The 20,745-nt window shown below is 44.0% G+C and carries 13 protein-coding genes; 4 read left to right on the top strand and 9 right to left on the bottom strand.

Translation table 11 applies throughout. The features are described from left to right. Window positions 1-88 precede the first annotated feature (88 nt). The 7 genes from C6Y39_RS01915 to C6Y39_RS01885 form a co-directional block, all read right to left on the bottom strand. Window positions 89-835, bottom strand: a complete 747-nt coding sequence (locus tag C6Y39_RS01915) for a DUF481 domain-containing protein (RefSeq protein ID WP_105929632.1) — start codon at window positions 833-835, stop codon at window positions 89-91. 214 nt (window positions 836-1,049) lie between these two features. Next, a complete protein-coding gene (locus tag C6Y39_RS01910) occupies window positions 1,050-1,850 on the bottom strand; it encodes a DUF481 domain-containing protein (RefSeq protein ID WP_105929631.1) in 801 nt (266 codons plus the stop codon). A 132-nt stretch (window positions 1,851-1,982) separates the two neighbouring features. Continuing rightward, on the bottom strand, window positions 1,983-2,807 hold the full coding sequence (locus tag C6Y39_RS01905) for an HDOD domain-containing protein (protein WP_105929630.1): 825 nt from the start codon (window positions 2,805-2,807) through the stop codon (window positions 1,983-1,985). Between the two features lie 36 nt (window positions 2,808-2,843). Further along, window positions 2,844-3,125, bottom strand: coding sequence for a DUF1289 domain-containing protein (locus C6Y39_RS01900; RefSeq protein WP_105929629.1), 282 nt, complete (start codon window positions 3,123-3,125; stop codon window positions 2,844-2,846). A gap of 251 nt (window positions 3,126-3,376) precedes the next feature. Further along, window positions 3,377-4,087 carry an SIMPL domain-containing protein gene (locus tag C6Y39_RS01895; protein WP_105929628.1) on the bottom strand — a complete coding sequence of 237 codons (711 nt, stop codon included), beginning with the start codon at window positions 4,085-4,087 and terminating at the stop codon, window positions 3,377-3,379. A gap of 177 nt (window positions 4,088-4,264) precedes the next feature. Beyond that, window positions 4,265-7,387 (bottom strand): efflux RND transporter permease subunit, encoded by a 3,123-nt coding sequence (locus tag C6Y39_RS01890; protein WP_105929627.1) that lies wholly within the window; start codon window positions 7,385-7,387, stop codon window positions 4,265-4,267. Continuing rightward, the gene (locus C6Y39_RS01885) at window positions 7,387-8,661 is read right to left on the bottom strand and encodes an efflux RND transporter periplasmic adaptor subunit (RefSeq protein ID WP_105929626.1); all 1,275 of its coding nucleotides are present in this window, start codon (window positions 8,659-8,661) and stop codon (window positions 7,387-7,389) included. The genes C6Y39_RS01890 and C6Y39_RS01885 overlap by 1 nt, the downstream gene beginning before the upstream one ends. 435 nt (window positions 8,662-9,096) lie before the next feature. On the opposite strand from C6Y39_RS01885, the gene C6Y39_RS01880 reads away from it, so the two are divergent. From C6Y39_RS01880 to C6Y39_RS01870, 3 genes are all read left to right on the top strand, one after another. Further along, window positions 9,097-10,152 carry a LysR family transcriptional regulator gene (locus C6Y39_RS01880; protein WP_105929670.1) on the top strand — a complete coding sequence of 352 codons (1,056 nt, stop codon included), beginning with the start codon at window positions 9,097-9,099 and terminating at the stop codon, window positions 10,150-10,152. A 348-nt stretch (window positions 10,153-10,500) separates the two neighbouring features. Beyond that, window positions 10,501-13,206, top strand: coding sequence for a TonB-dependent receptor (locus C6Y39_RS01875; RefSeq protein WP_105929625.1), 2,706 nt, complete (start codon window positions 10,501-10,503; stop codon window positions 13,204-13,206). A gap of 149 nt (window positions 13,207-13,355) precedes the next feature. After that, window positions 13,356-14,816 (top strand): CehA/McbA family metallohydrolase domain-containing protein, encoded by a 1,461-nt coding sequence (locus C6Y39_RS01870; protein ID WP_105929624.1) that lies wholly within the window; start codon window positions 13,356-13,358, stop codon window positions 14,814-14,816. Between the two features lie 56 nt (window positions 14,817-14,872). On the opposite strand, the gene C6Y39_RS01865 is transcribed toward C6Y39_RS01870, so the two are convergent. Next, window positions 14,873-17,191, bottom strand: a complete 2,319-nt coding sequence (locus C6Y39_RS01865) for a GH92 family glycosyl hydrolase (RefSeq protein ID WP_205664117.1) — start codon at window positions 17,189-17,191, stop codon at window positions 14,873-14,875. Between the two features lie 259 nt (window positions 17,192-17,450). Between C6Y39_RS01865 and C6Y39_RS01860 the strand changes: the two genes are divergently transcribed. Next, the gene (locus C6Y39_RS01860; protein ID WP_105929622.1) at window positions 17,451-19,115 is read left to right on the top strand and encodes a glycoside hydrolase family 28 protein; all 1,665 of its coding nucleotides are present in this window, start codon (window positions 17,451-17,453) and stop codon (window positions 19,113-19,115) included. Between the two features lie 88 nt (window positions 19,116-19,203). Here C6Y39_RS01860 and lpdA read toward each other — a convergent pair whose 3' ends face one another. Next, on the bottom strand, window positions 19,204-20,625 hold the full coding sequence (lpdA, locus tag C6Y39_RS01855; RefSeq protein WP_105929621.1) for a dihydrolipoyl dehydrogenase: 1,422 nt from the start codon (window positions 20,623-20,625) through the stop codon (window positions 19,204-19,206). Between the last annotated feature and the right edge of the window lie 120 nt (window positions 20,626-20,745).

The raw sequence follows: 20,745 nt of genomic DNA, 5'->3' as shown, positions 1-20,745 counted from the left end.
ATGTTATGCAGCGTTTTTTTTAACTTTCATATCTAGAAGCATTGAAAGACAGCTCATTTTTAACTGCCTTTGTTCCTTCGAGTCTGGCTTAAAAGAAATTGTAAACCAGGCTTACTGCGGTCTCTGTATCTAACTTCTCAACATCGTCTTCAACATTAGTGTTGTGGTCAAGTTTGAAAGACAAACGCATGGATAGGTTGCCGCTAATCGTTGCGGTAAGCGCTGATTCAGCGCGAGATTTAGTATTGTCAGAACCTACTTCCGTACTCACTGTTTGTGTGAACTTAGCGGTATCTGAAATTTTCCACGAATAGGCTGAAGATGCACGAACAATAACGCTATCTAAGTTTTCACCGTCTTGTGTTTCAATAAACGAGTAACCAGGACCGATTGAATATTCAAGGGTATGGCGTTTATTCTCTAATACCTTTTGGTTCCAACCAGCAGCGATAGTAGATTGGTAATTAAAGTTACTGAAACGGTCGTCTTCGTATGATGCAAAGCCGAATAAACGATTATCTGGGTTTTCTAACTTGTAGTTACCCTGTGCTGAACCGAAGAACTTTTGTGCTGACGTGAATTCAATATCTTCTCCATCATCACCTTCTACTGTCTCTTGCTTGTAAAGACCTTTAAGAATGTAATCGTTACTCCAACTTTCAAGCTCCTGATGCGCTTGAATACCTGCACTGATTGACGTGGTTTCAGTGTTACCTGAAGTTGATATGAAGCCCAATTCACCTTCCATTGTAAAAGGCTTAACTTCATCATCTTGAGCGAAAACAGCTGGAGAAAGAGAAACTGCAATTAAAGATGCAAGCACTTGCTTTTTCATTGAACAATCCTATTGATTATCGGTCCATTAGTCGTACACGAAACCTTTGGTACTGCAAGGCGGTACAACGCGAATTTTAACGTAGTCTTTTAGAAGGCATTGCAAAGTAGCAGCTACCATTATCGATGTGCTGCGCAGTTTACATTTTCATCCTTTCTAGTCAATGCGGAATAGACAAAAAGCCGGTTTCACTGGCGAAATTTACACTAATTAACTAAAAAAACTGGTACACCAAGGCAACTGATGTCTCCGTGCTGAGCGCAGCGACGTCTTCTGGTGTGTCGGTTTCGTGACTTAATATAAATGACAATTTCATTGCTAATGAACCGAACACGTTCGCGGAAAGCGAGGTTTCGGAGCGAGACTTGGTATTTTCTTCCCCTGCTTCAGTGCTTACGAACTGCCTTAGTTTCGCTCCCGAACTCCAATGGTATTTATACTCAGCTGAAGCGCGCACAATAATGCCGTCGTTTACAAGGCTATCGTTATCTTCCTCAGCCTCAATAAACGTGTAGCCTGGCCCCACGCTATAGCGAAATTCACTGTCTTCATTGCGCCAAACTCGCTGCGACCAACCCGCCGCCAGCGAGGCTCGATGATCGTACCCAGTAAATTTGTCATCTTCAAAATCGCCATACATGAAAAGACGGCGGCCAGGGGTTAGAAGTTTATAGTCGAATTGGGCACTGGTATAAAATCGCTGAGCACTGATATCACGCTGCGTATTCGCTGTTCCGCTTTCCTTGTAAAGCAGTTCAGCAAAATAAACACTGCTCCAGTTTTCAGTTTCATGATCAGCATTCACCGCTGCTTTCACACTGGCAGCAGATGTATTACCGGTGTTAACTAATACACCAAGCTCGCCATCGAGAGTAAAACGGGGAATTTCATCGTCAGTGTCAGGAGTAAAGTCGGCATGATAGAGTGTTTCGATAAGATCTCTGGCCTTTACTGAAGCGCACACGCTTAAAAAGAAAACAGCAATAGCTATGCTTAGCAGGATTTTCGTGAACATAATCTGATTTACGTTAAGCTTTTATAGTTCTTAGATTACGTCTTAAAACGACGCTTGTTAGTCCAATCCTATGGAGAGCTTTCAACGTTCTTGCAGTGTGTCGATGAAGTAACGGGGTTTTATTATTAAAGCTCAGTTAATAAGTGAAGCAATTTTTGCTGTTTCTTGCTCAGCGTAATCAATTGAATTACTTATTACTTCCATGTCGAGACTTAACGTATTGGCTATTTCTGGCGTAAAAAGTTCAATATTTGCGTAATTTTCTTTATCTAGCTGACTAAACGTTATTCGATTAGCCAATGCCAGCACACAAACGTCCACGTCAGACGCGTACTTTGCCTCATCATTCATGAAGGATACAGGGTAGTACAAGCCAATAGGTAAGTGCCAATTTTCGAGTATGATACCGCTGCATTGCGCAAACGTAAAACCGAAATGCGTTAACTGGACAATATGTGGTAAATCTCCCTTTTCAGCATTCTGATAATTGTAGTAACGCTGAGGCTCTTTCTTTGCCACTACCAATTCGCTTAGGTTTTGAAGAATACCCATAACAAAGAAACGTTCTGCGCCGCGAACATTAAGTCGCATTGCAAGGCTTTTCGCGAGCATGCCGCAGTAAACCGATTGATACCAATGTTTATCTAGTTTAATAAGAATATTGTCAAAGTGCTTGAAAGCCGTTGTGGCTGTTTCAGCCATGACCAAATTGTAAAGCGCTTCTCCACCGATAACGCTTATGGCTTTTGACACTGTCTCAATTTGGGACGGGAAACGAAATAAAGAGCTATTCGCTAAACGCAGTACTTTAGCAGTTAGCGACGCGTCTGCACTGATAAGCTGACCGATATCTTCAGCGCTAGAACGGGGGTCGTCAAGCGTAGCACGCAGCCTCACGCAAATATCGGGTAACGTAAATGATTTCGCGGCAAAAGCAACATACTTATCTAACGACATGTATTAAATCTCAGTCTCTTTTAATTTTTAACTTATCTATGACGGCGAATCAAACAAAGGGTACTGCTGATCCCTCTGCTCGCCTTGCTCAGCTTGGGCCTTACGCTTCTTAGCCACTACGGCTTTTTTGCGCCGTACACATGCGCTGATTATTTTCCGTTTGGTAGCGTCATCCACTTTAAGCCAGTAAAGACGCTCATCTCGGCTTCGAAAACATCCTTTACAAAAACCTCGTGGACCAGACTCACAGACACCAACACAGGGGCTAGGAATTTCAAAAAATTCCAGTTGCTGAGCGTGCGTTTTTGGGTCTGTCATCTCAGACGTTCCACCTTCTTAGTATCAGGCTTTCGATAGCGCGGCACTAACGGAGATTAAACCCCATTAGCACGCATCAAACCAGTAGACATTAGCAGTAATGTTCAGTAAATATTTTATTAAACAAACACAAAAAGGTTTATTTTTAAACTACAAAGCTTCAGCGTGTGCTCTTTGCGTCAGCATCAGCAATCTACAATGCAGTAAAAAAGTCTTCACACGCTGCTCGTACTTAAAGCATAGCATGAATATTAGTCTACTAGCGTGTATTCAATGGTAGAAACAACTCGAACTTTCTTAATATGAGGGTGATGGCTATCCCGGCTCGATATACTGAACTGCCCTTGATTAGCGCGCTTTATCTTTCCCAATGTACTGTTTGAGTCTGAGGCAAACTTTTCGGCAACTTCACGAGCATTTAACGTAGCCTCTTCAATCATCGCCGGCTTCACATCATTTAATCGGGTAAATACATAGTCAGGCTGTGCGCGGTAACTTTGATCTGATAGCACAGTACCGGTTTTGATTAATTCACCAATTTGCTGCATTAATTCACGTACTTTTTCTACTTCATCGGAAAAAACCGTTACTGTTTGGATTGCACTGTAGCGAAACGGCGCCCTTTCACCGCTCCCGTATTGTTGTGCAAGTTTATCGTTAATTTCAGGCTTGCCAATGGTTATACTCTTAGCAGAAATACCCTTGTCCTTAAGAAAATCTGTGACTTTGATGCTGTTTTTCTCAATATTTTCATACAGCTGAGGTAAGTCATTGCCTGCGTCGACAAACTGAATAGGCCAAATCACTTGGTCAGCGATGTATTCTCGCTCTGACAATCCTTTTACGGTAACTACCCTATCCCATGTTTGCATATCATTCATGGCAGACGATACCTGAACGCCAAGTAAAGACACCGCAATCACCATGCCGAGCGCCATTACTATTGCTGCACCTATTTTCATTGGAACCTCCGTTTATCTGCTGTACTTTTTAACTTTGTGTTAAGGATGCAGTGAAATATAAGCATTTAGATAATGCAATACGAGATAAAAGCTGACCAATGGTGGCAAAAAAAAGGCCACTCAAACGAGTGGCCTAAAGAGCCCCTTAAGAGGGCAACGCTTGGGTAGACGGGAGAGTTAACCTTTACGTTTCAGTAAATAGTAAAATACAGGAGTAAGAATTAAGCCAAAGAAGGTTACGCCAATCATGCCTGAGAATACGGCAACCCCCATCGCCTGGCGCATCTCGGCACCAGCTCCGGTAGAAATAACCATAGGCAATACCCCCATTATGAAGGCAATTGATGTCATTAAGATTGGGCGTAAACGTAAGCGGCTCGCTTCCTTGATAGCAGAAAGTGCGTCCATTCCGCTGTCTTGCAATTCTTTGGCAAACTCCACAATAAGAATGGCGTTCTTTGTGGCAAGGCCTACCAATACTATCAAGCCAATTTGGGTGAAAATATTATTGTCGCCACCGTAAATTTGCACACCTATTAAGGCGCTTAATAAGGTCATAGGAACTATCAATATAATTGCCAGTGGTAAACGAAGGCTTTCATACTGTGCAGCTAGCACTAGGAACACGAGAAGCACTACCAGTGGAAATACGAACGCTGATGCATTACCTGCCAGTATTTGCTGATACGTTAGCTCAGTCCATTCATAGGTCATTCCGAGCGGCAAGGTTTCAGCCAGTATTTCTTCAATGGCCGCTTTCGCTTGGTCTGACGAATAGCCAGGCGCTGGGGCACCGTTGATTTCGGCAGTAACGTAGCCATTGTAGTGCATCACTCGGTCTGGACCGGCGCTATGTTGAACGTCTAGGAATGAGCCTAGCGGTATCATTTCACCTTGGCTGTTTCTAATTTTAAACTGGGTAATATCACCAATTTCCTGACGATATTGGGCATCAGCCTGAACATTAACCTGATAGGTTCTGCCAAACAAGTTGAAGTCATTGACATACAGCGAGCCTAAATAGGCTTGAAGCGTGGTAAACAAGGTATCAATATTTACCCCTTGGCTTACCGCTTTTTCACGGTCTACATCTACATCTAGCTGCGGTACTGCAACGGTAAAGCTCGTGAACGAGCCAGTAAGCGCTGGGTGCGCCCACGCTTTACCTATCACTTCTTGGGTTACACGCTCTAGCTCTTCAAATCCTAAATTACCTCTGTCTTCCACTTGCAAGCGGAAGCCACCAATAGTGCCTAGCCCCATTACCGGTGGTGGTGGGAAAATAGCGACATAAGCCCCTTTAATCGAGCCAAACTGCTGATTGAGTTTTGCGGCAATGGCACCTGCAGATAATTCTGGCGACTGTCTTTCACTAAAAGGCTTAAGCGGGGTAAATAAAATTCCAGAACTTGGGCTATTAGTAAAACCGTTAATATTTAAGCCTGGAAACGCTACGGCATCAGATACCCCTGGGTGTTCCATGGCAATTCGAGACATTTCGCGAATGATTTCTTCGGTTCTGTCTAAGCTTGCCGCATTAGGCAGTTGTGCAAAGGCTACTAAGTATTGCTTATCTTGACCTGGCACGTATCCGGTAGGCGTAGTCGCAAATTGATTATAAGTGAGTGCGATAAGCCCCGCATACAACACCAACACAATGCCACTTTTGCGAATTAAGCCGCCAACCGCCCCTGTGTATTTTTTCGAACCACGCTCGAATACACGGTTAAATGGCGCGAATACAAAACGACCAAACACTTTATCCATGGTGCGAGTTAGCCAATCATTGGCTTTACCGTGAGGCTTCAATAGTAGAGCAGATAAAGCAGGGCTAAGTGTTAACGAGTTAATTGCAGATATTACGGTCGAAATAGTGATAGTAAGCGCAAACTGCTTATAGAACTGCCCGGTCAGGCCGCTCATGAAAGCCGTTGGTATAAATACAGCAGCCAATACCAGCGTAGTAGCAATAATCGGCCCAGTCACTTCTTTCATTGCCTGAACGGTTGCGTCGAATGGCGACTTACCTTCAGCGATATTTCGCTCAACGTTTTCCACTACAACAATGGCGTCATCGACCACGATACCAATTGCTAGTACCAAGCCAAACAGCGACAAGGCATTAAGTGAGAACCCCATGAGCTGCATGAAAGCAAAGGTGCCCACTAATGATATGGGTACTGCAACTAACGGAATAATAGACGCACGCCATGTTTGAAGAAACAGCACAACCACCAGTACAACAAGCAATACAGCTTCAAACAGGGTATCAACCACTGCTTTAATGGAGCCACGCACGAATACCGTTGGATCATAGACTATGTCGTATTCCAGGCCATCTGGAAACATTTTAGACAGCTCGGCCATACGTGCTCGCACATCATCTGAAATCTGAATAGCGTTCGAGCCAGGTGCCTGGAAAATCGGAATAGCCGCTGCCGGGTTATTGTTTAACAGCGAACGCAACGCATAGTTGTCAGCACCTAGCTCAATGCGTGCAATATCTTTTAAGCGAGTAATTTCACCGTTTTCGCCCGACTTGACTATGATATTTTCAAATTCAGCTTCGTCTTTTAACCGTCCGCGAACATTAATAAGCAGCTGAAATTCACTGGTTCCCGTTGGCTGAGCGCCTAAGCTTCCTGCCGCCGCTTGCTGGTTTTGGTCTGCAATGGCTGCAGCCACATCGCCTGGGTTTAACTGAAGCGCAGCAAGCTTGTTTGGGTCTAGCCACACACGCATACTGAATTCACCTGCCCCGAATAAACGCACTTGCCCTACCCCATTAATGCGCGCCAATTCATCTTTCACGTTCTGGTCGGCATAGTTAGACAGATAGAGCATGTCGTAACGATTATCGGGCGACGTTAAGTGCACCACCATGGTTAGATCTGGCGAAGACTTTTCGGTAACTACGCCTAAACGCTGTACTTCCTGCGGCAGTCGTGGTGTAGCACGGTTAACACGGTTTTGTACTAAAGTAGTCGCATCATCTGGATCGGTTCCAATAGCGAAGGTGATCGTTAGCGTCATACGACCGTCGCTTGTTGCCTGCGAGGACATATACAGCATATCTTCAACACCGTTTATCTCTTGCTCTAGCGGTGTTGCAACGGTTTCAGCAATGACTTCTGGATTAGCGCCAGGATAACTTGCAGTTACCACAACAGTAGGCGGCACGACTTCTGGATATTCGGTAATTGGCAGCTGCCATACCGAAATGGCACCACCAATAAAAATAAGTAGTGAAAGCACGCCCGCAAAAATCGGGCGGCTAATGAAAAACTGCGATATGTTCATTACTTAAGACCTGCCGTTGCTGTATCTGTAGTAATTGAACCACCAGATAAAACATCTTCAACCTGCGCCATGTTTTGAGCGACTTGTGATGCATTATCAACGCGGGCCTGCCAGTTAGATAAGTTTGCTAGCGCATCTTCATTGCCCATAGGCACTTCGTTAGCAGCCACTTGTGCACCGGGGCGTACTCGCTGTAAGCCGTCAACTACAATGGTGTCGTTGGCATTTAGGCCGCTAGTGATAATGCGCATGCTGCCCACTTTGTCACCTAGCTTAACCGCGCGATATTCAACCTTACTTTCGTCGTTAACCACCAATACATACTTGTTGTTAAGGTCTGTACCAATGGCTTTTTCTTTAATAAGAATACCCTGTTCGTCTGTATCTCCCGCAAGTTTAAGGTGCGCAAACAAGCCAGGAATTAAACGGCCATCTTCGTTGTTAAATACGGCGCGAACGCGAAGTGTGCCAGTGCTGCCGTTCACTTGGTTGTCGATAAAATCAATCTGCCCCCAGTGGTTGTAGTCTGATTCATTTGCTAGACGCATCCCTACTGGCTGCTCGCTTACTGCCGTTGATGCTTTTTTATTACCACTTAAATAATTTAAGTAAGTCTGTTCATCAATATCGAAATACGCATAAAGTCGATCGGTAGAAACAATACGAGTGAGTTCTGTTTGACCTGCAGTAACAAAGTTACCTTCCGTGATATTGGCACGAGATATACGGCCTGAAATAGGCGCTTCAACTCTTGCAAACCCGCGGTTTAAGCGCGCCACTTCAAGTGCAGCCTGTGTTTGATTTAAGCTTGCTAATGCTTGATTCTTTTCTGCTAGGCGAGCGTCAAGCACCTCTTCAGATACCGCTTGGGTTTCACGTAGTTTGAATGCGCGGTTGTAGTTTTGCTCAGCAAGCTGAACACGGCTTTTCGCCTCTTCAAGCTGTGCGGTCAGACGGTCTACTTCCGCTTTAAACGTACGGTTATCAATCAAGAATAACGTCTGACCTTGCTCTACATATTCACCTTCATCAAACGCAACAAAGTCGATATAACCCGATACACGTGGACGAAGTGCAACAATGTGTGGCGATTCTAAACGGCCTGTGAAGTTATCCCATTCGGTTAAACGTTGAGATACTACGGTGGCCACATCGACAGGCACACCAGTATTTGCAGTGGCGCTCATAGATTGACCTTGATCCTGCTTGCCACCGCATGCAGCGACTAGCGCAGTTAGGCTGACTATTGCCAATAAACGGGTAAAAGTTTTCATCGCAAGATTCTCTAAAAAGTTAAACTAAATTTTGATGCCGCGCATTATGCACACCCTCAAAGAATAAAAATAATTATCTTTTTATATGCAACACATCACATGATGTTATATATTGACGCGTAGAGAAATGGCGCATTAAAAGCGTTAATGAAGCGATAAAGCCTGGAAAACATAACGTTAAAGCAGCGTTTATAAAGCGTTAACATCAACCGGTGTTAGGTAAGCTATTTAAAAGCTCTGAAGTACCGCCAGGTGTTAATTGAAATGAAAAAGCTGATATATATCAGCATCTAAACGAAGCGTGAATTGAGTAGGAATATCTATCTACATACTACTAAGCTGATACAAAAGAAGTGAGATAAAACAAAAGCTGCTCGCAAGCCTTAAACAAGGTTTGGTTTATATCTAATTCGTAAACGATATTTGGAGACGATGATGCGTCCACATGATTTAAATTTATTAATGATTTTTGATGCCATTATGACTGAAGGGGCAATAACCCGTGCGGCAGATAGGCTATCTATGACGCAGCCCGCCGTTTCCAATGCGCTATCACGCATGCGCACCGCCTGGAATGATGAATTATTTGTGAAAGATGGCCGAGGTATTCAGCCAACATCGTTTGCTAAAAATTTATGGAGCCAAATTCAAGGGCCGCTGGGAGAACTTGAAGTTGCCGTAAACCCAACCGACTTTAACCCTGCAACGGCTAAACGTACCTTTCGTATAGCCGCCACCGACAGTATTGTATCGATGGTGTGGGGGCCGCTACGCAAAGTTATTGAAAATGAAGCGCCTGGTATCAATATCCATGCAATTCCAAATTATGATATGGAAACGGATAAGATCCTTAAAGACGCTGAAGCCGAACTGACTTTTTCCAAGTATCAAGAGCCTGGCTCTGTCATTCGAGCCGAACATGTTCTTGACCCAAGCTGGGTTGTTGTCATGCGGCCGGATCACCCGTTGGCGAAGTCTCAACTTAGTTTGGAAGACTTTGTGGCCGCTGATCATTTATTAGTTTCCGTAACAGGCGATGTAAGCGGGCCAACTGACCAAGTATTAGCAAATTTAGGTCTCAAACGCCGTGTAGCCATGTCGGTGAATCAATTTCACAACGCCGCGCCATTGCTTAAAGAGAGCAACCTTATTTGCGTAGCGCCCTCACTAGTTTTGGAAAAAGAGATTTTCTCAGGTGAACTGGCGGTGTTCGAAACACCTGTAGAGATCGTTAGTTCGCCGCTATCGGTTATGTGGCATAAACGTCAAGACCAAGATGCCGGTTTACAATGGCTAAGAGGCTTAGTGGTTAAGTTTATTCGCGAACGTGTACAGCGTCATGAAATGCTGCTGTCTCAATGCTGCCGTAAAGCGTACTGCGCAGATACCGTTAAACGCTTTATGGAACAGCGCAATATGAACTGTGAAGAGTTTACGCCGGCTCATTTGAATACACAGAAAACACCTGTTGAAATATCAGAGTTAGGGTAGAAATATTTACTAAACTTCTAACCCTAGCCGACTCACTCTAACATACGTAGTTTGAAATATGTTCCAGACGGAACTAGTTTATAAAAACCTAATGCAACCGGTGTCAACACTTCTTGAAAGGAACGCTTTTTCTAATTTACACCTGTCGTCCAAGCCATGTAACGAATAATTACTCCAGAATATGATGCACATTCTGTAGTCAAAGTTCTTCTATGAGTTAAAGACAATCCAAATACGCCGCTTTATCACTTAATTCTAAAAAATTATAAAATTTCCCTACTAAGCAATTGACACCGGTGTCATAAACCTTGTAAGTTTATGTTGCTGGAATGTTAATGGGAGATAACAATGAATAAAACCGTAAAAACCGCAGTCGCGCTAAGCGTGGCTCACGCACTATATACACTTTATGCTTTACCTGCTTTTGCTCAAGAAGAAAATGAAGAATCAATAGAAGTAGTAGAAGTCCAAGGTTTTCGCAGTGCAGTAATAAAAGCTAAAGATTTAAAACGAGAGTCTTTGGTTGCTCAAGACTCTATTGTTGCAGAAGACATCGCAGACTTTCCTGACCTAAACTTGGCCGACTCCTTACAGCGTGTGCCGGGCATCGCTATCACAAGAGAAGGCGGTGAAGGCCGCCAAATATCACTTCGAGGAATGGGCCCACAATTCACACGCGTTGAAGTGAATGGCATGGAGGCTTTGGGGTCTTCGTCATCTCCTATGGACAGTCGCGGCGCGGTTACCCGCTCACGTGCGTTCGACTTTAACATCTTTGCATCAGAGCTATTTAATCAAATCGATGTTAAAAAGTCATATTCGGCCGAAATAGAAGAAGGCGGTATAGGCGGTACTGTTAATCTAAAAACCGCGAAGCCTTTCGACTTTACAGGAATGAAAGGTGTAGTAGGTGTTCAAGGTGGCACCAACACCAATACCGATAACTTTGATAATCGTTTAGTTGGGATGTTGTCAAACACATGGGACAACTTCGGTGCGCTAGCGTCAGTCGCCTATAGCACACGTGAGTCTCGCGAATTCGGCTATAACACCTATAGATGGCGTAAAAGAAGCACTTCAAACTATAATGAAGGTCTAGATGCCAATACAGCTCAATTACTCGAAGACGGTGAGTTATGGTTTTCAAGAGGTAATCGATACTCAGTATGGAATAACCAGCAAGAGCGCTTAGGTATAACGGCGTCTTTGCAATATCGCCCCTCTGATGATTTAAATATTAGCTTAGATTTTCTGCGCGGTGAGCTAAATAATACGCTTGATGAGCACCACATTTCGACCGGGGGTTCTAGCAGTACGGCTTTGGGCCGCGTGGAGGAGCTAGAGTTCATTGACAATAATGGCGATAAAGAAGTCGTTTATGGACGTTACTCTGATACCACGATAAGAACAGAGTCTCGAGAAGATTACAATGAGTCTGTTTTCACTCAACTAACTTTCAGTGTTGACTGGAACATCTCAGAGGATTTCATAGCAAACGCACAGATTGGTACAAGTTCTTCTGACTACGACCAGCCCAAGGTCAACAAAGCCAACCTTATGCGACCTGGCAGCGGTATAACAACAGATTTTACTCAAGACCGCTTTTACGGTGTAAATACTTACGATTTTGACCCTGCTTCCCTTGAAGGCTGGCTAGTTAAAGATTTGTATTTCCAAGAAGACTACATCACAAACGATTTCGACAATGCCAAGGTAGATTTTAAGTACTTCGTTGGCGATACAGGAACCATTAGCTTCGGCGCCAATTATAAAAAATTCTCGAACACGGGCGAACGTAGACAAGATTCAGGTTATGTTCAAAGTAAAGAAACCCCACTTAACAACGGTGTAACCACAATTTCATCTGATGTTACCAACGTTTACTCAGACCACCCAGATCAAAATTGGCTCGAGCTTGATATGGCGAAGATACACGAGTTTTATGGTCTGTCTAATCTTTCATTAGGTGAAGATAAGGTTGTCAGTACATTTGCATACGATGTCGAAGAAGAAACCCAAGCCCTCTATGGTATGTATAGCTGGGATAGTATGCTAAACGACGCCAATTTTAGAGGAAGCGTGGGTCTTCGCTATTACAATACTGAGTTGACCTCACAAGGTATCTCTGGCGGTGAAGATATTATTATGGTTCGCGACTATTCCGGCGTTTTACCAACACTTAATGTGGTTTATGAAGTAAGTGAAGATGTGTTACTTCGCTTTAGCGCAAGTAAAAATCTGACGCGTCCTTCTTTAAGTGCCTTATCAGTGTCCGCTAGAGTATCTCAAGCTACGCTATCAGAAGGAGATATCGGCTCTGTCACTATTGGTAACCCCAGCTTAAAGCCTTATTCTTCTGTGAACATTGATACCTCTTTGGAGTCTTATTTTGACGGTGTTGGTTACTTTTCTGTCGCGGTATTTTATAAAGATATCAAAGACTTTATTGTTACCGAGACTGCAGCACAAACAAAAACCCTTGAAGAACTATCGTTGCCAAATAGCTTATTGCCAAATGGCGGAACGCCAACTACGCAATTTAACGTGACGACCCCTCAAAATTCAGATTCATCGACCATCAAAGGCTTCGAACTCGCTTTCCAACGTGACTTCGATTTCTTACCTGAGCCGTTTCAGAACTTTGGTCTAATTGCCAACTATACATGGGCTGACGGCAACAGTACGTATCGAAATGTGCAAGGAAGTGGCGAGGATCAAGTTAAAGCCTTTCAAGGCCTATCGAAAAGCAGCTATAACTTAACCCTTTATTACGAGACTGACGAATGGGGAGCGCGCGTTTCAGCAGCCTATCGAGATAGATATATCAGCAGTGTAGAAGCGGGCCTTGGTGATGAAGATGAACGCGGATTCCACGAAACAACCTACGTGGATTTCTCAGCATTTTATCAAGTAAACGAGTCGCTGAAGTTGAATATTGAGGGCATCAACTTAACGGACGAACAGGAAGTACAATATAGTGACTCCAGTGACCGTCAGTACAACACAACGACCAGCGGAAGAACATTTATGGCAGGTGCTACCTATAGATTTTAGTTAGCTATAAATAATTAACGATGACAGGCGCCTTGTTTTCCGGCGCCTTTTCTATTTGTAGTTATAGTAGAGCTGTTGATTTATGCTTCCCTTTTTGCATCTGTGAACCGCTCTACTTTTTTTCGCAACGAACGCTAAAGGCCCTTCCAATGCGCTACCCTTTGTTTTACTTCATTATGCTACTCACTTCTTTATTCACTGTGTCGTGTAAAAGTACCCACAGCAATACGCACAATACGTCTGCATCAAGCCGTTCCCTAGCAGAAGCAGAGCCTAGGCCAGCATGGCTTGCGGGCGATCATCATATCCATGGTAAATACAGTGCTAGGTGGGACTGGAGCACGACTCCACCAACACCTATATTGCGGGGCGATGCGCAGTATGCCACTGCGCTATACGCACAAATGGCGAGGCATCATAACTTGAGCTGGATGGTGACCACAGATCATGGTGGCCCTGGGCACAGTTCCGTTAACTTAGAACACGCCTATCCAGAGCTTGTCGCTTCGCGAAAAGCGACACCTGAGGTGTTACAGTTTTACGGCATGGAGTTCGACACACCTGGCGCTCGTCACTGCAGCTTAATTATCCCTTATAGCGAGACTGAAGCAGAACAGCTTTTCCGGTTAGAGTCGCAGTTTAATAGAAGGGAAATTGAGCCTGACACCGCCTCTAGAGATACAGATGAGTTTATGCTTAAAGCGCTCAGAGCAATGCAGGAAGAACAAAAACCACCTATTTTGATTGTAAACCACCCGGCTCGCTTGGCTGAAAAGCTCTCTAGTTTCAAAAAAGTCACGCCTCAAAAACTAAGAAAATGGCAAGACACTGCACCTGATGTCGTTATTGGCATGGAAGGCGCCCCCGGCCACCAAGCCAATGCACTCAACCCCGACGGCTCCACTCGAGAGAGTGGATTAAGGGGCGGATATAACGACTTTCCAACAATGGGTGGTTTTGATCAAATGACGGCCGTGGTCGGCGGCGTCTGGGACAGTCTGTTGAGTGAAGGCAGACGCTGGTGGATAACAGCCACTTCTGATAGCCATATGCACTACACAGAGGGGCGAACCGACTTTTGGCCTGGTGAATATTCAAAAACCTATGTGTTCGCGAGAAAACAATACGACGATATAATGCAGGCGATGCGAGAAGGGAAAATGTTTGCAACTACCGGAGATTTAATTGATTCACTTTCGGTTAAAGTCAGTAATAAAAAGGGCCAAGCAGCAGATATTGGGGAAACTATAGAAATAAAATCAGGCGAAACAAGCTCTATAGAAATCAAATTTCGCGACCCTGACGCCCTTAATTTTGGCCGTCAAAACCCTAGTGTAGAACGGGTAGACGTGATTATTGGCATGATCAATAGCGACGTAGCTGCAACGCCGTCCCCAGTAGTTCATCGCTTTACATCAAAAGACTGGTATGTGGATGGACAGTTTCGTACGATAAAGATGGACATTGAAGCGGTAAAACACGCACAGTATGTTCGCATCAGAGGTACTAATAATAAGAATGAATTGGAACCACAGATAGACACGGCAGGAGAAGATCCCTGGGCTGATTTATGGTTTTACAGCAACCCTGTGTTTATTAGCGTAAAGTAATAATTTAGCGGCCGACACGCACCAGTATTAAAGGTACGTGCAGGCGTTGGTTTTGACTATTTCTGAGTGGTGGTTAGTGAGGGCGGGAACTTGCCCTCTCCCCAATTTGAAGGCTTTGCTGCCATCTTCAATCTTAATTCTCCCCCTTTTATTACTTCAGAGTGGTTTATCCACGTGTTGTGAAATGGCTTGCCATTTAAGGTGGCAGAAACGATATACCGGTTTTTTTCGCTGTAATTTTCTGCTATCACTTTAAAGGTATTGCCTCCTTCAACATGCAACGTTGCCGACTTCACTTGCGGAGAATTAATTAAATAGTAAGGCTGCCCTGCATTTGGAAAAAGCCCAATCATATGAAAAGCAAGCCACGACGACATTGCTCCAGAGTCATCATTACCAGGGAGGCCATCGCGCTTGCTAGAATAATGCTCTTGAACTATTTTGCGCACCCTATCTGAACTCAAATGAGGTTTACCCAGCCAGTGATATAGCGTGGGCGTTAAAAATGAGGGTTCATTAGCGACGTTGTAATAATTGTGCTCAAAGAAAGTGTTCAAGCGAGATTCAAAAGCGTCGCTGCCGCCGCTCTTCTCTATGATTGCAGCAATATCATGCGGAACATAAAACGAGTATTCCCACGAACTCGCTTCGTAGAAAAATCCGCACCACCAGCACACACAGTTAGGCCAGTCTTGTGCAATGGGCGTATAGCTAACGCGCGTGGCCACACCATCTTTAATGTCACACGGGATTTCGTCTATCCATTTTCCGTTAACATCTTTTGGCATAATAAAACCACGTGCACCATCATGTTCTATATTGCGCCACAGGTTTTGCCAATTATTGGCCTGTTCTATAAAGCGATAATACTCCCCCATTCGATGCAACCCTTTAGCCACCGTAGCCAGCGCGAAATCGTTATAGGCGTACTCTAATGTTCTGTTTCCCGCGCGCACATAATCAGTAGAAACGTAGCCGAGACGATTGTAGTCTGGCAAACCACCGCGCCCTTCTTTTTCACTGTTTCCACCCGGTGCAACAGTGGCATTTTTAATCATAGCTTTAAGGGCAAGGTGATAATTTACCCCTCGAAGATTTTTAACGTAGGCATCGGCAATGACAATATCCGCATTAGAGCCCCCTTGGGTGCGGCCATTAGTATTTCCACTTCGCCCCTCTGGTAAATACCCATCATACTTGTAGATATTTAACATGCCGTTGATGATATCGGCTTGGCGCTCGGGATCGATGATTGTAAGAAGGGGGGAGGATGTGCGAAACGTATCCCAGATAGCATAAAAATCGTCATAATATGGCATGGCGGTCCACAAAGGGTTTTCCCCTGAGCGGTCTACAGGCATTAGCATTGTGTGATAAAGGCCCGTGTAGAACATCTTCCGTTGTTCAACACTCGCTGTCGAATCCAATTCGATCCTGGACAGCAACCTCTCCCACTTTTGCTCAGTTTGCTGACGCACTAAGTTAAAGTCCCAGTGAGGAATATCATTTCTTAAATTTTCCGCTGCTTTAGCTTCACTAATAAACGAAATGCCTATCTTCATCTTCACCGTTTTTCGCTGATGATCACTGAAAAAACAAAGCCCCCCTGTTTTCTCGCCGGAATCAAATTGCTCTTTTACAGAGGGATATAAAGTCTCTCCTTTAAATGTACTAAAACGATCACAAGGTTGGTCTAATTCTGCGTGATAATACACAGTATAGGCATTACCATTGTTCCAACCACCGCGTATACGACTATATCCTTGAATTTGAGTGGAAGATAAAACGTCAACCTCTGACCCGACAAACTGCTGCGCTTCTCGTGCATCTGGCACCGGGTTTTCCCCTAGAAAAAAGCCTCCATCAATTTTTATTGCATTGTGAGCTGTATCTCGAAAGGTGTACTGATGAAACGCGGCGCGCTCAGCAGTGGTCAGTTCTGCTTTTATATCCCACTTGGTCAGCACTGTTGCATAATAGCCCGCTTGAGCCTGCTCATTCGTGCGTAAACTGCTCTGATCGATTGACTCGACATTGCCCGAAAACGGCATCACGGAAATGTTTCCATATTTAGGGCCGCCACCGGTTCCGCTAACATGCACTTGGCTAAAGCCGACCAAAGATTTTGTCAAATCCGGATCGTAACCACTATTACTATGGGTACCAATATCAGGCCCAGGCTTTACCATTCCAAAAGGTGTACTAGGGCCAACAAATACATTTCCCAAGCCCTCAGAGCCAATTAGCGGATCTATGTATTGATGATAGCTACTATCCTCCGTGTACCCTTTCGATAAAGGTAAGCAAAACAATGATAATAACGTCGTTCTTAGCAAAAGCTTCATCGAAACAGCTTTTAAGTACTTATTAGACAAAACAACCACCTGTTAATTAATTTCTTATCTACGTTTTTTTAACACGCTGTTGACACCGGTGTCAAATTTCAGGTAACGTCTTTACGATCTTAGGTATTTATCGTTAATTTTTGAATCAACACCATGAAAATATTATAAAAATTCCAAATTCAACAACTAGTTACGTTTTAGAATGACCTGTTTTAGGGCGTAGTCGATTTTTTCCGTTTATTTTTAGCGGCGCTCGACAACCCCAACAAAGAAAAAAGGATTGTTAGCTATGTTTGCTCCGCTATCCAGACGAAAATTCATCAAAACAGCACTATCTACGATAGCTGCAACCTCATGCTTCTCACACGCTTTGAATGCAAAAATGCTCACTCAATACTACGAGCAATTTAACGCAACACGAAAACCGAGTAAGCGTGAACCTCCCCAAAAAGGTAAACGTTTCAGCGTAAAGGACTTTGGTGCAACAGGAAACGGACTGTCATTAGATACTGGCGCCATTCAAGCAACCATTCAGGCTGTAGTTGACAGTGGCGAATCGGGTGTGGTTTGGTTTCCAGCAGGTATCTATTACTCAGGAACACTTCACCTGTCGAGCAACATAAGTCTAGAGCTAGATAAAGACGCTGTCTTGCTCGGTAGCACTGACATTCGACACTATGAAACTGACGATGGTAAGGTTCATGCGCTAATCGAAGCACACGATTGCGACAATATCGGTATATTTGGCCAAGGAACTATCAATGCACAAGGCCGTAAGTTGGCACTAAATATAAATCGGCTTCATCACGCCAAAGAACGCATCGAAGAAGATTTTAATGCACGCCGAAATCGCTCTCGCCATCGCCCCAATGTAATTGCAATGCATTCGTGTAACCAGATAAAAATTTACGATATAACTGTTCAAAACGGCGCATCATGGGTTCAACACTACGCAGCATGCCGCGATTTACACATTGACAATATCGTGGTTCAAAGCGACGCATTTTGGAACAACGATGGCATTGACATCAATGACTGTGAGCATGTCCGCATTACTGGCTGCTTTGTAAATGCTGCGGACGACGCGATTTGCCTTAAATCTACAACCAAGAAAAATATGCGCAACAACGATATTTTCATTGGCAATTGTACACTGCGTTCTAGCTCTAACGGCATTAAATTTGGAACGGAAAGTCAAAATGGTTTTCACAATGTAAAAATTGAAGACATTGTTGTATTTGACACCTACAGAAGTGCAATAGCGCTTGAAACTGTAGACGGCGCAATTCTCGAAAATGTCAGTGTGAAAAACGTAGATGCAAAAAATGTGGGATGCGCTATTTTTATACGTCTAGGCCAACGCAATAGAGACGTGCCTAAAGATACACCGCTAGGCAAAATAAGAAATGTGGTGATCAGCAACGTAAATGCTGAAATTAGCTTTGATAGAGCCGATATTGACTACGATTTGCGAGGGCCTGGGTTAAACGCGTTCTTCAATCCTATCCCTGCTTCAATTACGGGTTTACCGGACGCGTTTGTAGAAAACGTTATTCTTGAAAACATTACCATCAGCTATCCTGGAAGAGCCAACAAAGGTTTAGCATACCGTCCCCATGACCAACTATTCCTAGTACCACAAGTACGAGATGCTTACCCTGAATATACCATGTTTGGAGAGCTTCCTAGTTGGGGGCTCTTTGTAAGACACGTAAAAGGTATAACGCTCAAGGATATTTCACTTAAAACCCGAGCGTATGATTTTAGACCTGCGATGGTGTTTGATGATGTAAACGGCGTAAACCTATCTAATGTGGCGCTGCATGCTGATAACGACATTCATCTGGTGCTGCACAATGCCAAAGAGGTTAAAACGAATCATCTTTTGGCCCTAGATAAAAGCCAACAGTTGGTTCCTTTATCTTCCAGTTCTGTTCTTTATTCGAACGACTGAAAATAGAGATATTGCGCAGAATTTACTAATGTAAATAACAAAAAACCCGCTCGTTGAGCGGGTTTTAATTAATTCGCGAAAAAGACGTTTACTTCTTTTTCTTCGCTTTCGGATTTGGCAAGTCTGTGATGCTTCCTTCGAAGATTTCAGACGCAAGACCGATAGACTCGTTAAGCGTTGGGTGAGCGTGAATGGTAAGTGCTACGTCTTCTGCATCAGCACCCATTTCTAGTGCAAGGCCAATTTCGCCTAGCATTTCGCCTGCGTTAGTACCCACCATTGCACCACCAATAACTCGACCTGTTTCTTTGTCGAAAATCATCTTGGTCATACCGTTAGTTGCATCAGAGGCAATAGCACGACCAGACGCAGCCCATGGGAATGTCGCTGTTTCGTAGCTTAAGCCTTGCTCTTTCGCTTCTTTCTCAGTAACACCAACCCAAGCAACTTCTGGCTCAGTGTAAGCTACTGAAGGAATGCCGCGTGGGTCGAAGTAATGCTTCTGCCCAGCGATAACTTCTGCTGCAACGTGACCTTCATGTACTGCTTTGTGGGCAAGCATTGGCTGACCTACAAGGTCACCGATTGCGAAAATGTGGTCAACGTTAGTACGCATTTGCTTATCAACATTGATAAAGCCACGCTCGTCAACATTAACGCCAGCAGCGTCTGCGCCAACTAGTTTACCGTTTGGCTTACGGCCAACAGCAACCAATACTTTATCGTAACGAACTTGTTCTGAAGGTGCATTCTTGCCTTCAAACGTTACATAAAGACCGTCGTCTTTTGCTTCAACCGCAGTTACTTTGGTTTCTAGCATAATGTTGAATTTTTCTTTGTAGTCCTTCATGAATACTTTCATGATGTCTTTGTCAGCTGCTGGAATTAGCTGGTCTAAGAATTCAACTACATCAATTTTTGAGCCAAGTGCTTCGTACACAGTACCCATTTCCAAGCCGATGATACCACCGCCTAGTACTAGCATTTTTTCTGGAATATCTTTCATTTCCAGTGCGCCAGTTGAGTCGATTACACGATCATCTTCTGGAATGAACGGTAGGCTTACCGGCTCAGAACCTGCAGCAATAATCGCCTTTTCAAAAGTAATAGTAGTAACGTCGTCACCATTTTTTACTTCTAGGGTGTTTGCGCCTGTAAATTTACCGAAGCCTTGTACATGCTTGGTTTTACGCATTTTAGACATACCGCTAAGGCCATTCGTTAATTGCTTAACAACGCCGTCTTTGTACTCGCGGATTTTATCTAAATCGATGGTTGGCTCGCCAAACGACACACCGTGACTTGCAAGGTGCTTCGCTTCTTTCATCACTTTAGCAACGTGAAGAAGGGCTTTTGAAGGGATACAGCCAACGTTAAGACAAACGCCACCTAGGGTGTCGCGAGAGTCTACGATAACCGTTTCAATACCTAAGTCAGCCGCACGGAATGCTGCTGAATAACCGCCAGGGCCGCCGCCCAGTACCACCAATTGCGTTTTAATTTCGCTCATTGTGAACCTCAATCCTGTTCTTGTAGGGTCATGCTATTACTTTTGCGTAATAGCATAACCTAAATGCCGTCAAAAAGGCTGATAAAATCATCGAAAATGTTACTGATATTGTAAACTTTT

This window comes from Alteromonas gracilis, from assembly GCF_002993325.1.
Taxonomy (GTDB): domain Bacteria; phylum Pseudomonadota; class Gammaproteobacteria; order Enterobacterales; family Alteromonadaceae; genus Alteromonas; species Alteromonas gracilis.
The sequence above is the reverse complement of the archived record's forward strand: the minus strand, read 5'-3'. Positions and strand labels throughout refer to the sequence as shown.

What these genes read in the sequence shown, in the direction of transcription:
- C6Y39_RS01885 (WP_105929626.1), bottom strand. Translation starts at nt 8,661, where the DNA reads ATGAAAACTTTTACCCGTTTATTGGCAATAGTCAGCCTAACTGCGCTA.
- C6Y39_RS01870 (WP_105929624.1), top strand. Translation starts at nt 13,356, where the DNA reads ATGCGCTACCCTTTGTTTTACTTCATTATGCTACTCACTTCTTTATTC.
- C6Y39_RS01890 (WP_105929627.1), bottom strand. Translation starts at nt 7,387, where the DNA reads ATGAACATATCGCAGTTTTTCATTAGCCGCCCGATTTTTGCGGGCGTG.
- C6Y39_RS01910 (WP_105929631.1), bottom strand. Translation starts at nt 1,850, where the DNA reads ATGTTCACGAAAATCCTGCTAAGCATAGCTATTGCTGTTTTCTTTTTA.
- lpdA (WP_105929621.1), bottom strand. Translation starts at nt 20,625, where the DNA reads ATGAGCGAAATTAAAACGCAATTGGTGGTACTGGGCGGCGGCCCTGGC.
- C6Y39_RS01860 (WP_105929622.1), top strand. Translation starts at nt 17,451, where the DNA reads ATGTTTGCTCCGCTATCCAGACGAAAATTCATCAAAACAGCACTATCT.
- C6Y39_RS01915 (WP_105929632.1), bottom strand. Translation starts at nt 835, where the DNA reads ATGAAAAAGCAAGTGCTTGCATCTTTAATTGCAGTTTCTCTTTCTCCA.
- C6Y39_RS01875 (WP_105929625.1), top strand. Translation starts at nt 10,501, where the DNA reads ATGAATAAAACCGTAAAAACCGCAGTCGCGCTAAGCGTGGCTCACGCA.
- C6Y39_RS01895 (WP_105929628.1), bottom strand. Translation starts at nt 4,087, where the DNA reads ATGAAAATAGGTGCAGCAATAGTAATGGCGCTCGGCATGGTGATTGCG.
- C6Y39_RS01905 (WP_105929630.1), bottom strand. Translation starts at nt 2,807, where the DNA reads ATGTCGTTAGATAAGTATGTTGCTTTTGCCGCGAAATCATTTACGTTA.
- C6Y39_RS01900 (WP_105929629.1), bottom strand. Translation starts at nt 3,125, where the DNA reads ATGACAGACCCAAAAACGCACGCTCAGCAACTGGAATTTTTTGAAATT.
- C6Y39_RS01880 (WP_105929670.1), top strand. Translation starts at nt 9,097, where the DNA reads ATGCGTCCACATGATTTAAATTTATTAATGATTTTTGATGCCATTATG.